13 protein-coding genes are annotated in these 12573 nt (G+C 64.4%); 10 read left to right on the top strand and 3 right to left on the bottom strand.

Annotation, left to right across the window (positions count from 1 at the left end; all coding sequences use genetic code 11):
* The first annotated feature begins 159 nt into the window (after positions 1 to 159).
* Complete coding sequence (locus ACKLLE_RS01115) at positions 160 to 327, top strand: DUF6026 family protein (protein ID WP_420056477.1); 168 nt, start codon at positions 160 to 162, stop codon at positions 325 to 327.
* Position 328: 1 nt separating this feature from the next.
* On the opposite strand, the gene ACKLLE_RS01110 is transcribed toward ACKLLE_RS01115, so the two are convergent.
* A complete protein-coding gene (locus tag ACKLLE_RS01110; RefSeq protein ID WP_420056476.1) occupies positions 329 to 937 on the bottom strand; it encodes a LysE family translocator in 609 nt (202 codons plus the stop codon).
* Positions 938 to 1047: 110 nt separating this feature from the next.
* Between ACKLLE_RS01110 and ACKLLE_RS01105 the strand changes: the two genes are divergently transcribed.
* Genes ACKLLE_RS01105 through ACKLLE_RS01095 form a run of 3 tightly spaced genes read left to right on the top strand, consistent with a single transcriptional unit; the run spans position 1048 to position 3122 of the window.
* Positions 1048 to 1962 carry a LysR substrate-binding domain-containing protein gene (locus ACKLLE_RS01105; RefSeq protein WP_420056475.1) on the top strand — a complete coding sequence of 305 codons (915 nt, stop codon included), beginning with the start codon at positions 1048 to 1050 and terminating at the stop codon, positions 1960 to 1962.
* Between the two features lie 9 nt (positions 1963 to 1971).
* Complete coding sequence (alkB, locus tag ACKLLE_RS01100; protein ID WP_420056474.1) at positions 1972 to 2619, top strand: DNA oxidative demethylase AlkB; 648 nt, start codon at positions 1972 to 1974, stop codon at positions 2617 to 2619.
* Positions 2619 to 3122 (top strand): GNAT family N-acetyltransferase, encoded by a 504-nt coding sequence (locus ACKLLE_RS01095; protein ID WP_420056473.1) that lies wholly within the window; start codon positions 2619 to 2621, stop codon positions 3120 to 3122. Before alkB ends, ACKLLE_RS01095 begins: the two co-directional genes overlap by 1 nt.
* 3 nt (positions 3123 to 3125) lie before the next feature.
* Here ACKLLE_RS01095 and ACKLLE_RS01090 read toward each other — a convergent pair whose 3' ends face one another.
* Positions 3126 to 4094, bottom strand: coding sequence for a DNA-binding protein (locus ACKLLE_RS01090; RefSeq protein ID WP_064304529.1), 969 nt, complete (start codon positions 4092 to 4094; stop codon positions 3126 to 3128).
* 265 nt (positions 4095 to 4359) lie between these two features.
* Between ACKLLE_RS01090 and ACKLLE_RS01085 the strand changes: the two genes are divergently transcribed.
* Positions 4360 to 5259 carry a sterol desaturase family protein gene (locus tag ACKLLE_RS01085; RefSeq protein WP_420056472.1) on the top strand — a complete coding sequence of 300 codons (900 nt, stop codon included), beginning with the start codon at positions 4360 to 4362 and terminating at the stop codon, positions 5257 to 5259.
* On the opposite strand, the gene ACKLLE_RS01080 is transcribed toward ACKLLE_RS01085, so the two are convergent.
* Positions 5236 to 5910 carry a helix-turn-helix domain-containing protein gene (locus ACKLLE_RS01080; RefSeq protein ID WP_064304531.1) on the bottom strand — a complete coding sequence of 225 codons (675 nt, stop codon included), beginning with the start codon at positions 5908 to 5910 and terminating at the stop codon, positions 5236 to 5238. The genes ACKLLE_RS01085 and ACKLLE_RS01080 overlap by 24 nt on opposite strands.
* A gap of 774 nt (positions 5911 to 6684) precedes the next feature.
* Between ACKLLE_RS01080 and ACKLLE_RS01075 the strand changes: the two genes are divergently transcribed.
* The 5 genes from ACKLLE_RS01075 to ACKLLE_RS01055 all read left to right on the top strand — a co-directional run bounded on the left by ACKLLE_RS01075 (position 6685) and on the right by ACKLLE_RS01055 (position 12550).
* Entirely contained in the window at positions 6685 to 7818 is a 1134-nt protein-coding gene (locus tag ACKLLE_RS01075; protein WP_420056471.1) for an ornithine cyclodeaminase family protein, read from the top strand.
* Between the two features lie 30 nt (positions 7819 to 7848).
* Positions 7849 to 8271: a RidA family protein gene (locus ACKLLE_RS01070; protein WP_064304533.1), complete on the top strand. Its 423-nt coding sequence runs from the start codon at positions 7849 to 7851 to the stop codon at positions 8269 to 8271.
* Positions 8272 to 8293: 22 nt separating this feature from the next.
* Positions 8294 to 9589, top strand: a complete 1296-nt coding sequence (locus ACKLLE_RS01065) for an NAD(P)/FAD-dependent oxidoreductase (protein WP_420056470.1) — start codon at positions 8294 to 8296, stop codon at positions 9587 to 9589.
* A gap of 228 nt (positions 9590 to 9817) precedes the next feature.
* Entirely contained in the window at positions 9818 to 11443 is a 1626-nt protein-coding gene (locus ACKLLE_RS01060) for a methyl-accepting chemotaxis protein (RefSeq protein WP_064304535.1), read from the top strand.
* Positions 11444 to 11593: 150 nt separating this feature from the next.
* Positions 11594 to 12550, top strand: a complete 957-nt coding sequence (locus tag ACKLLE_RS01055) for a helix-turn-helix domain-containing protein (RefSeq protein ID WP_420056469.1) — start codon at positions 11594 to 11596, stop codon at positions 12548 to 12550.
* The last annotated feature ends 23 nt before the right edge of the window (positions 12551 to 12573 follow it).

The raw sequence follows: 12573 nt of genomic DNA, 5'->3' as shown, positions 1-12573 counted from the left end.
GTCCTCAAGGTTAGTCCAGCATGGGCAGCGATGGTTTCACGACGAACGGCGAGACAGCGGCCAATAAAAAAGTTCCCTTGGCGAAAAAAAGAATTCAGAATCCCGCCCCGTCAAGCGTCTACGCTTCAGTTGTGTGACAAGCCATTAGTGAGGTGCCCTATGCAAACCCTGATCTCGGCAGCCCCGCCCCAGACGCTCTACGTCTCGATCCGCCGTGACGAACTGCAGCGCCTGAAGCAGGAGCGTGACGCCCTCCAGGAACAGGTCGCGCAACTGAACCTGCTGCTGCAGCAAGCCCGGCTGGGCGACCACGCGCTGACCCGCTGACTCAGCCCAGCAGCACACTACACCAGTAGATCACCCCCAGCGCCGCCAGCAGCAACAGCATCCACGCTGACAAGCGCGACACCCACGCCCTGTAGCGTTGCGCCAGGGCGTGACGCATCAGGCCGATGTACAGGGCCAGTATCCCCAGGTCGACAAGCAGCCACAGCAAGGCCAGAAGGCCGACGCTGGTGCCGAACGAGCCGGTCACCGGGATGAACTGGGGAAACAGGGCAACGAAGAACAGGATGTCCTTGGGGTTGGAGATCCCGATCAGAAAACCCTGCCACCATCCATTGGCCTTCCGGTCAGGGCTTGTCTCTCCCTCCCCGCCATCGCGCAAGCCACTGAACCCCAGCCAGCCGATGAACAGGCACCCAGCCAGGGCGCCCCACTGCAACAGGTGCGGGCTCAACGCCAGGGCCCCGGCCAGCACGCCCGCTGCCGCCGCCACCAGCACCAGCGACGCCGCATTGGCGCCGAGCGCCGTACGGATTGCACTGGCGGTGCCGCTACGACTGGCCGCATCCACGACCAGCAGCACGACCGGCCCAGGTGTCGCGATCAACAGGACAATGGTGCCCAGATAGGCAATCAGCAAGGTGGTGTTCATGTCATCTCCCGGATTCTTTGATCGCGGGCATTCTGGTTAGCCGACGGCTCCTTGAAAAACGCAAAATGCGCAGGCCTACTATGACTCCAGCTCATAGTGGACTCTGTTCAGTGGCCGATCGCCTGCCTCCCCTCTACGCCCTGCGCGCCTTCGAAGTCGCGGCCCGCTCCTGCTCCTTTACCCGTGCCGCCGACGAGCTGGCCCTGACCCAGAGCGCAATCAGTCGGCATATTCGTAGCCTGGAAAGCCATCTCGGCTGCCGCCTGTTCGAACGCCATGGGCCGCGCCTGCGCCTTACCGATGTCGGGGAGCGCCTGGCCAGGCAGCTCAAGGCCGGCTTCGGCCTGATCGAGCAAGCTTGTCAGCCGTTTCGCGAGGGTGGCCGGCAGTTACGCCTCAAAGCGCCCTCGACCCTGACCATGCACTGGCTGCTGGACTGCCTGGCGCTTTTTCGCCAGGAACCGGAGCCGGTCGGTGTGCAGCTCGCCAGTGTGTGGATGGATCAGGACAGCGTGGACTTTTCCAGCGAGCCCTACGACTGCGCGGTATTGCTGGGAAACGGGCATTTCGGCGAACGGGTGAAATGCCGCTTGCTGTTCGAGGAGTGGCTGATTCCCATCTGTTCACCCGCCCTGCTGGGGAACCGGGCGTGGGACGCCGCGCACCTGGGCGAGTCGCCGCTGGTGCATCCCTCGGCAGATCGACGTGACTGGCAACGCTGGCTGCAGGGCGCCGGCCTGGGTGCACAGGTGCAACTCGATCGTGGTATCTGCTTCGATACCCTGGACCAGGGCATGGGGGCGGCGATGGCCGGGCATGGCGTATCGATCGGGGATCTGGCGCTCGTTGGCCGGCATGTACGCGACGGGCGCCTGGCGCTGCCGTTCAAGCAGGCGGTGGCGACCGGGGACGGCTATTACCTGGTGTGGCCGCAAGGCAGTGCCTGGGAAACCGCAGTGCAGCGGCTGGGGGACTTTCTGCTGGAGCACCGCCCGCAGTCGGCATCGGTACAAGAACCCGGGTAACATGCCCTCATGCAAATCGACCTCTTCACCCCAGCGCCAGCAAGCGCACCGCAATGGCTCGGCCAGCAGGTCGCCCTATTGCCAGGCTTCGCCCTTGACCGGGTCGAGCTACTGCTGCCCGCCTTGCGCCAGATCGTCCTCGCCGCCCCCTTTCGCAACATGATCACGCCCGGCGGCCGGACCATCGCCGTGCGCGTAACCAACTGCGGCGAACTGGGCTGGATCAGCGATCAGCGGGGCTACCGCTACAGCCCTGTAGACCCGCTCAGCGGCCAGCCCTGGCCGGCGCTGCCACCCGTATTCAGCGACCTGGCCCGGGCCGCTGCGCAGGCAGCCGGCTTTGCCGATTTCATCCCGGACGCGTGCCTGATCAACAGCTACCTGCCAGGCAATCGCCTGACCCTGCACCAGGACCGCAACGAGCGGGACTTCAGCCAGCCGATCGTTTCGGTATCCCTCGGCCTGCCCGCCACCTTCCTGCTCGGCGGCCATGAACGGGCCGAGCGCACGCAGAAAGTCGGCCTGCAGCATGGCGACGTGCTGGTCTGGGGCGGCGAAGACCGCCTGCGCTTCCATGGAATCCTGCCACTGAAGGACGGCGCTCACCCGGTGCTGGGGGCGCGCCGGATCAACTTCACCCTGCGCAAGGCCGGTTGATGACCATCCGCCCGGCCCGTCCCGACGATGCCGTGGTGCTTCCCGCCATAGAGCGCTCGGCGGCACAGTCGTTCGCTGCGATCGCCCACCTCGCCTGGCTGGCCAGGCATGAGGTGCTTGGCGTCGAGCAGCACCTGGCCTTTATCGCCAACGGCCTGCACTGGGTGGCGGTGGATGATGAGGATCGCCCCGAGGGTTTCCTGTGTGCGAGCGCGCAGGGGCACGCGCTTCATATCGAGGAACTCTCGGTTGCCCGAAGCAGCCAGGGGCGAGGCTTGGGGCGTGAGCTGATCATGCACGTCCAGGACCAGGCCGCCGCCGCAGGCTTCCGGGCCTTGACCCTGACGACCTTTGCCGACGTGCCCTGGAATGCGCCCTTCTATGCCCGGTTGGGCTTCGAACGCGTGGACGCACATCACGCCAGCGACTTTCTTCGCCAGCAGTTGCAGCATGAGCACGCGCTCGGGCTGCCGGGGCGTTGCGCCATGGTCAAGCGCCTGTAGCCGTTATGCCTGGGTCGATTGCTGCTGCGCCGCACGCAGTGCTTCGATGCCGGCTTGCAGGTCCTTCACCTGGCTGACCAATTGCAGCCGTTCGGCGTCGACCTGTACCAGTTGCACCGCCTGATCCTGCATCTGCCGCTGCAATTCGTCCCGGGCTCCCTGGGACTGGGCCAGGTTGGCGCTCAGGGTGCGGGTTTCGAGCACGTGCTGTTCGCACTGGTCCTTGAGCTGCTGGACTTCGCGCTGGATATGGCGCGCCTCCACCAGCAAGCGTTCGTTGTCGCGGTTGAGTCGGGTGGTTTCGTCCTGCTTGACGATCAGGGTCTGCTGCAACTGACGCAGCTCGACCTGCAACTGCTGCACCTGGGCTTCGTGGCGGCGCTGGTCCTGCTCGCGTTGTTCGCGACTGGCGCTTCGGTAATGTTCAAGGGCATCACGCGCATGCTGATGCTTGTCTTCCAACGAAGCGATCTGTTCGTCCTTGTCGGCCAGGCGCACGTTCAGCTCGCCCACCGCCTGGCTCAGCGTGGCATTGCGCGTGTGCTCGCTCTGCAAGGTGCTGCGCGTGGTCGCCAGTTCGGCGGACTCGGCCGCCAGCGCCGCACCCTGGATCTGCAACTGCTGCTGCGCCGCAGCCAGTGCCTGCTGGCTTTCCTGCAACTGCGCCTTGAGCGCTGTGGTTTCCACATCGAAAGACTTCTGCGCCTCATCGATCTTCGCATCGCTTTCTTCTTTCAGTTGCTCGGCCAGCTGGCGCACCAGAGCGCTGATGGACTCGCTCAGGTCCGGCACGCTGGTGGTGGCCGGCGGCTTCTGAATGTCCAGTTCCTTCAGGTACCGATGAATGGTGGTTTTCGAACCGGTATTTCCCAGTTCAATGCGCACCGCATCGATGCTCGGGTGCTCACCCCGGGCAAGGATCGCCTGACGAGCCTTGTGCACTACCGCCTTGTTGATACCACCACGCGCCATGTTGCAATTTCCTGCGATTTCATAATGTGGTACGTATGGTGTACTTACATACTGAATTAGTCAATTTGGAAGAGCTTAATTTTTAAAATAAAACATCAAATAATCACGACTTATCAGATGTCAGGATGTTTTTGGTCGTGCCGAAGCGCGCAAAGGGGTGTACCTGCGTGTCCTGCAGCCCGTCCGGCGAGATGCGCTGTTTTTACAAGCGTCCACGCGCACCGCTGCACAACACTCGCGGCTCCCACTGCTCTGGAGCCGCGAAATGCGCTTTATCTACGCCCCGCTGTTTTTCTTCGTGTTCATCTGCGCCGCCGTGATCATCGTCACCATGAGCGGCGGCTTCGTCTGGCTGCTACCGCTGCTGCTGGTGGCGATCGGCATCAGCGCCTTCTGCGAATGGCGCTGGCCTTACCGCGACCGATGGAACCGCGACCATGGCGACCGCCTGCGCGACGTGCTCCATGCCAGCGTCAATGAATCCTTGAATGTCCTCAGCATCGCGGCGATTCCGCTGATCGCTCCCTGGCTCCCCGGTCTCGGCATCTGGCCCACGCATTGGCCGCTGGGCCTGCAATTGCTGTTGGCGATCCCGATCGCCGATCTCGGCATCACCCTGGTCCATTACGCCAGCCATCGTTCGGCGCTGTTATGGCGGCTGCATGCGGTGCATCACAGTGTCACCCGCATGTATGGCTTCAATGGCCTGATGAAACATCCGCTGCACCAGTTGCTGGAGGCCCTGGGCGGCACCCTGCCCCTGCTGCTCTGCGGCATGCCCCAGGACGTCACTGCATTGCTGGCGTTCAGCATTGCCATCCAGTTGCTGTTGCAGCACAGCAACGTGGACATGCGCCTGGGCGTGTTGCGTCATGTATTCGCCTGGGCGCCGCTGCATCGCCTGCATCATCTGAAATACGGCCATCATGGCGATGTGAATTTCGCCCTGTTCTTTGCGTTCTGGGATCGGCTGCTGGGGACGGCACTCTACCTGCCGGACTATGAGCTGGCGGACGACGACCTGGGCATCGGAGATCAGCCGGATTACCCGTCGGGCTACGCTGCACAGTTGCGTCAGCCGTTCAGCGCCACCCAGGCCAGCCATCCGCCGGCCGTGTTGCCAGCGGGCCTGCGCGATGCGCTAGCCGATTACGCGGAGCTTTAAATGACGCAGGTTGCGATCAGCGCGAATACCGAAGTGCTGGCGAATGCTGCGGGAAAGATGGGCGGAGTCGGCGAAACCGGCGGTAGCCCCGGCATCGGTCAGGCTGTAGCCCGACAGCGCGAGTTGCAGGGCGAAGCGCAGGCGTTGCCAGAGCACCAGGCGACGTACCGACAAACCCAGTTCGCCGGTGAACAGGCGTTCCAGCTGGCTGAGGGACAGCGCCGCTTCCCGGGCGATCTCGGCGGCTGGCAACGCATCGGCATCAAGTTGGCGGATACGCAGCAGGGCCTTGGCCAGGCGCGGCTGCAAGGGGCGGCGTGGCAAGGTGGCTAGTGCTGCGATCAGACGTTTGGCGTCCGGCCCGGTTTGCCTACAGAGCTGACGCAATCCGGGCAGGTCGAAGGCCAGTGGCTCGGCGTAAAGGGTCAGGGTTGGCTGGCCGGTCGCAATGATTGCATGGGGCTGGCCCGATGTGATGGACAGCACCGGGCCGCGCGCAGGGACACCGTCGATCAGGGCCTCGACTTCGCAACTGCTGGCGATCAGCAGTTGGTGCGGGTAGTGGGCGTGGACGCCGGTCTCGCCTGCGCTGCCGGCGATCAGGCAGTAGTCGGTGGCCAGCCAGAGCTCGCCTTGCCAGGATTGGGACATTTGGGCTCCAGGGGTGGCTTGGTGGGCAGAGTAGCACTGGAGGTTGTGCATTGGCTTTCAGGACCTCATCGCTGGCAAGCCAGCTCCCAAAGGTTCTGGGAGGTGGCTTGCCAGCGATGAGCATGGGTATCTACATATCTTTTGAGGTGAGAGGGCCTGTCAGTAGATCGCATCAGGGCTGACAGGTGCTTGTCATGACTTTTTTGGCGCCCTTGAGATCGAGCGCCGCCCACGCGGCGCATCGCGGGTGAACCCGCTCCCACATTTGTTGCAACGTGCCATGGCCTGTCAGATCTCCGTTGTTCGCCTTTGGATGTCCGGCGATCTATCGTGGGGAAGCTGTTGGGCTCGGCGCGATATCGCGTCGTACGAACAAGGCGGTCAACCATAGCCTGACAGGCATAGGCACGTTGCAACAAATGTGGGAGCGGGTTCACCCGCGATGCGCCGCGCGGGCGGCGCTCGATCTAGAGGGCGCTGAAGATCTACCGGCATGCATCTGGTGGCCATGACGCGGTTCTCTGACAGGCACCTCGCCACCGCCACTGCTCAGAAAAGATGTGTAGATACCCATGCAGCGATGAGGCCATCCGCCCCACCCCACCTCCCCATGTCACGCACAGTCAAACCCGCTGACACGCAGGCTCAAGACTTGCCTACCGATCGTTAGCAACACTTCCCTCCATTGCTCCGCACGCCAGACCGGCGGCGCAGAGCCCTTCACCTGTCCTCGCCGACAACCAGAACAACACCCGCCGTACACGAGATCGTGCCATGACTACGAAAATCGACTTCATCTACCTTTCCGAGCAGGACATGATCCGCGCCGGCGTTACCGATATGCCGGCCTGCGTCGACACCATGGAGGAAATGTTCGGGCTGCTGTACCGGGGCGATTACCGTATGGCCGGGCCGAACAACGATTCCCACGGGGCGATGATCACCTTCCCGGAGCATTCGCCCTTCCCGGCCATGCCCAAGCCCACCGCCGACCGGCGCATGATGGCCATGCCCGCCTACCTCGGCGGCAATTTCCGCACCTCCGGCTGCAAATGGTATGGCTCGAACATCGCCAACCGCGAAAAAGGCCTGCCCCGTTCGATCCTGATGTTCACCCTCAACGATGCCGACAGCGGCGCGCCCCTGGCCTACATGTCGGCCAACCTGCTCTCGGCCTACCGCACCGGGGCGATCCCGGGCGTCGGCGCACGCCACCTGGCGCGCAAGGATTCCAGGGTCATCGGCCTGCTCGGCCCCGGCGTGATGGGCAAGACCACCGTCGCCGCGTTCATGGCCGCCTGCCCGCAGGTGGACACCATCAAGATCAAGGGCCGCGGCCAGCGCAGCCTCGACAGCTTCATTACCTGGGTCGAGCAGACCTACCCGCAGATCACCAGCATTCGCATCGTCGACAGCCTGGAAGAGGTGGTGCGCGATTCCGACCTGGTCACCTACTGCAGCACCGGCGAAGTCGGCGACCCGAGCACGTACCCGCTGGTCCGCCGCGAGTGGGTCAAGCCCGGCGCTTTCCTGGCCATGCCGGCGCCGTGCAGCATCGATGCCGGCATGGAGCGGGACGACATCCGCAAGGTGGTGGACAACACCGGCCTGTACGAGGCCTGGTTCGAGGAACTGCCCAAGCCTGCACACAACCATGTGCCGCTGGTGGGCGTGCGCTTCATGGACATGATCGCCGAGGGCTCGCTGCAGGCCGGGCAGGTGGAAGACATCGGCAAGATCGTCGTCGGCGACGCCCCGGGCCGCCTGAATGACGAGGAAATCATCCTGATGTCGGTGGGCGGCATGCCGGTCGAGGACCTGGCCTGGGGCACCGTGGTGTACCGCAAGGCCATGGAGCTTGGCATTGGCGTGAAGCTCAACCTGTGGGACGAGCCGGTCCTGCGCTGATCCCCCTTCCCTGATAACGAGGATTTCCCCATGACCCGCATCATCAAAGTCAAAAGCGGCTCCATCTTCGAGGAAAAGGCCAGCTACTCGCGGCTGGTTGCCGTCGATAACTGGATCCATGTGTCCAATACCGCCGGGCGCAACCCGGACACCAAGCTGATTCCGGAAGACGTGATCGAGCAGGCCGAACAGGTCTTCGACAATATCGAGCGGGCCCTGGCCGCGGTCGATGCGACCCTTGCCGACGTGGTCTGCTCGCGCGTGTTCATCCAGGACCCGGCCGACGTGCCCAGGGTCATGGACTACATCGGTACCCGGTTCCGCGGTATCGACCCGGCCTGCACCGCAACCTGCCCACCGCTGGGCTCCACGGTCTACAAGGTGGAGCTGGAGGTCACCGCCTATCGCGGCGCCTCGCAAGCCGAAGTCGTGCAGATCAATCTCGGCCAGTAACGTCCTTTATAGAGCCTCGCCCATGTCGCCCAGCATCGACCCCGTACAAACCAGCCAGCAACTGCCCGCCGCCACCGGCGTGGTGATCATCGGTGCCGGCATTATCGGCCTGACCGCCGCCCTGACCCTCGCCGAGCGCGGGATCCCGGTTGTGGTCGTGGAAAAAGGCCGGATCGCCGGCGAGCAGTCGTCGCGCAACCTCGGCTGGGTGCGCAAGACCAGCCGCCATGCCGATGACATTCCGCTGGCCCTGGCCGCAGACCGCCTGTGGGCACGGATGCCGGAACGGGTCGGTGCCGACGTCGGCTACCGCCAGGCCGGCATCATGTTCATCGCGCGCAACGAGGCGCAGATGGCCATGCATGCCAACTGGCTGAAGACCGTCGAGCACCTGGATCTCGACAGCCGCCTGCTCGGCAGTCGGGAAATCGCCGAGATGGTGCCTGGCGGCAAGGGTAACTGGGCCGGCGGGATCTTCACCGCGTCCGACGCCCGCGCCGAGCCGACGCTGGCCTCCAGCGCCATCGCCAGGGCGGCGATGGCCAAGGGCGCGGTCATCGTCGAGCACTGTGCGGTGCGCAGCCTGGTCACCTCGGCCGGCAGGGTCAGTGGTGTGCTGACCGAGCGCGGCGAAATCCGTTGCGACCAGGTTTTGCTGGCCGGTGGCCTGTGGTCGCGGCGTTTTCTCGGCAACCACGGGGTAGACCTGCCGACCTTGCCGTTGACCTGCTCGGTGCTGCGTACCGAACCCATGGAAGGCCCCACCGGGATCGCCGTCGGCGCCCCGGACTTCTCCTTCCGCAAGCACAAGGACGGCGGGTTCATCATCACCCAACGCGGCAAGCTGGACGCCTTCCTCACCCTCGACCACCTGCTGCTGGGCCGGCGCTACCTGCCACAGCTCAAGGCCCAGCGGGATTTCCTGAAGATTTCCCTGGGCAAGTATTTCCTCGATGACCTGAAGGTGGCCCGACGCTGGAAAGCTGGCGAGGTCAGCCCTTTCGAACAGGTCCGGGTGCAGGATCCAGCGGCCAATGAAACGCTCAATGGCGATGCCCTGCGCAACCTGCGCGCCGCCTGGCCGGTGTTCGAACAGGCGCGGGTCGCCCAGAGCTGGGCCGGTACCATCGATGTCACCCCGGATTCGAATCCGGTGATCAGCCCGGTCACGGCCATTCCCGGCCTGACCCTGGCCACCGGTTTCTCAGGCCATGGTTTCGGTACTTCGCCCGCTGCGGGCCATCTGGCGGCCGACCTGGTGTCCGGGAATACCCCGATCATCGATCCGGCGCCCTACCGCTTCGAGCGCCTGGCCTGAGTGTCCACGCCGTGCCCTAGGGAATAGCGCTAGGGCCCTGGCGTAAGGGGCTGAATCGAATCACTCATTTGAAACATTCATTCATCAATAAGGGGTAACCTTGGGGAACGATGTCTAACTGACATCATCGAAGAAAGGCGCCAGCGCATCGGTCCGTCACGACAAGGTCCGACGCTGCGTGACCGGGCGGTCGCCCGGTGACTGCCAGCTTTTTCCCAAGGAGTACCCATGCAGTTCAGGCAAATGAAAATCGGCAAACGGGCCGCCAGCATGTTCACCCTGCTCGGCCTGTTGGTTCTGGCCCTCGGCCTGGTGTCGTTGTACGAGACCCGGCAGATGGACAAGGCCTCTTCGGAGATCCGCGAAACCTGGCTGCCCTCGGTGGTCGCCATGGGCCAGGTCGGCACCGACCTGAACCGTATCCGCGCCATCACCATGCGCAGCCTGCTCGAAGACCAGCCCGAGATCCGCGCGGCAACCCTCCAGCGCGCCGAGCAGCTCAACCAGGCCTTGCAAAAGCCGCTGGACGACTATGAAAAGACCATTTTCGAAGCCAGGGATCGCACGCTGTTCGATACCTTCATGAGCGCCCGCGAGCGCTACAACGGCATCCAGGCCAGTGTCACCGATGCGGTGATCAACAACCGCATGGACAATGCCCGGCAGTTGATCAACGGCCCCTTGGCCGACGCCACCGACGCCATGCAAGGCAGCCTGCGCGAACTGGTCAAATACAACGTCGACGGCGCCGATCAGGCAGCACAACGCAGCGCCGATGCCGCCGAGGAATCCTTCCTGCTGATCACCCTGGTCCTGGTGGTGATCATGCTGGCCCTGGCGGCGATTGCCACCTTGCTGACGCGCAGCATCGTCGTGCCATTGGCCGACGCCGTGGCCGTGGCCGAACGGGTCGCGACCGGCGACCTGACCAAGGACATCCAGGTCGTGGGCAAGGACGAGCCGGCGCTGCTGCTGGGTGCCCTGGGCCGCATGCAAACCAGCCTGCGCTCGACCCTGGCACGCATCAGCGCCTCATCCGACCAACTCGCGTCGGCCTCGGAAGAGCTGCATTCGGTTACCGAGGACACCAGCCGTGGCCTGCATCAACAGAGCGCGGAAATCGAACAGGCCGCCACTGCGGTCAACCAGATGACCGCCGCCGTGGAGGAAGTGGCCAACAATGCGGTGAGCACCGCCGATGCGTCCAAGGGCGCCGACCAGACCACCCGCGACGGGCGCGACCAGGTCAACCAGGCCTTGCAGTCGATCCGCGCACTGGTCAGCGAAGTGACCAGCACGGCGGGCGACATCGAACAACTGGCGGCCAGCGCCAATGAAATCAGCCGGGTGCTGGATGTGATCGGTTCCATTGCCGGGCAAACCAATCTGCTCGCCCTCAACGCCGCCATCGAGGCTGCCCGCGCCGGCGAAGCAGGCCGCGGCTTCGCCGTGGTCGCGGATGAGGTACGGGCGTTGGCGCACCGCACCCAGGAGTCCACCGGCGAGATCGAACAGATGATCGCCGACATCCAAAGCGGCACCGAACGTGCGGTCGGTGCCATGCGCAGCAGCCAGGGACGAGCCAGTGGCACCCTGGACATCGCCCAGGCCGCCGGCGAGGCGCTGGAACTGATCGCCGAGGCCATCGCCTCGATCAACCAGCGCAACCTGGTGATCGCCAGCGCGTCAGAGGAACAGGCCCAGGTGGCCCGGGAAGTGGACCGCAACCTGGTCAATATCCGCGACCTGTCGATGCAAACCTCGGCCGGGGCCAACCAGACCAGCGCCGCAGCACAGGACCTGTCGCGGCTGGCGGTGGAGCTGAACGCGATGGTGGCGCAGTTCAAGGTCTGAAGGTTGACATCCAACCCTGTGGGAGCTGGCAAGCCCCCCACAGGGTTCCTCGGTGCATTCACTATCCGATTTCGGCAAACCCTCCTTCCGGTAACCGGCGACGGAGCAAAACTTGCTTCATCAGCACTTTCCCGCAAAACGGTTACCGAAATGCCCAGCAGCGTTCTGCACCACCAGACCCTGGATATCGAGGAGCACGCCAAGCGCCTGGCCGGTTGGCAGTTGCGCTATGACCAGCTCACCCCCGGGCGTTTCGCCGGCCAACTGAGCGAGCTGCGCCTGGACGGAATGCAACTGGTCCGCGACCGGGCCAACCAGGCCATGGTCAAGAACGGCGCGACCTGGCCCGGAGCGATCAGTTTCAGCATGCCCCTCGAAGCCCACTCCGGGGATTTCCACTGCGCCGGCCATGCCATCAGCGGCCAGAACCTGCTGGTGGCGCGCGGCCAGAACCTGCCCGAACTGCGTGCCCCGGCCGGGCTCGACCTGCTCAGCGTCAGCATCGACGAAACGCTGCTTGAACAGACGCTGCACCAGCAACGGCACAGCTTCGACCTGGAGGCCCTGCCACGCTGCTACCGCCTGCAGGAAGGTGGCAGCCAGACGGGCCTTATCGAGCTGCTCCAGGGGCTGTTCGCCGAAAACGCCCTGCAGGCGTCATTGCTGGGGCACCAGGCCATCCGCGACGGCATCCGCGATACCGTGCTGATGCACCTGCTCGACCTCGTCGACCAGGACGCTGTCCAGCCCCTGCCGCCGAGCGCCCGCAAGCGCATGGTCGACCGCGCCCGCGAGGTGCTGCTGGCCACCCCGGACAACCCACCCTCCATCGTCGAACTGTGCAACCGTATCGGCGCCAGCCGGCGCAAGCTGCAGTATTGCTTCCAGGAAACCCTCGGCATCAACCCCCTCGCCTACCTGCGCACCCTGCGCCTCAATGCCGTGCACCGCGCCCTGCTCGAAGACCACCCTGCACCGGTACAGGACGTCGCTGCCCATTGGGGTTTCTGGCACCTGAGCCGCTTCGCCAGCGACTATCGCCAGTTGTTCGGCGAGCTGCCTTCGGAAACCCGCCGGCGCAACCGCGGTTGTGCCGATTCCGGATAACCCGCCAGCGGTCCCCGGCCCCA

This window comes from Pseudomonas bharatica, from assembly GCF_048586865.1.
In the GTDB taxonomy this organism is placed as follows: domain Bacteria; phylum Pseudomonadota; class Gammaproteobacteria; order Pseudomonadales; family Pseudomonadaceae; genus Aquipseudomonas; species Aquipseudomonas bharatica.
This window is presented reverse-complemented; position numbering and strand designations above follow the sequence as displayed.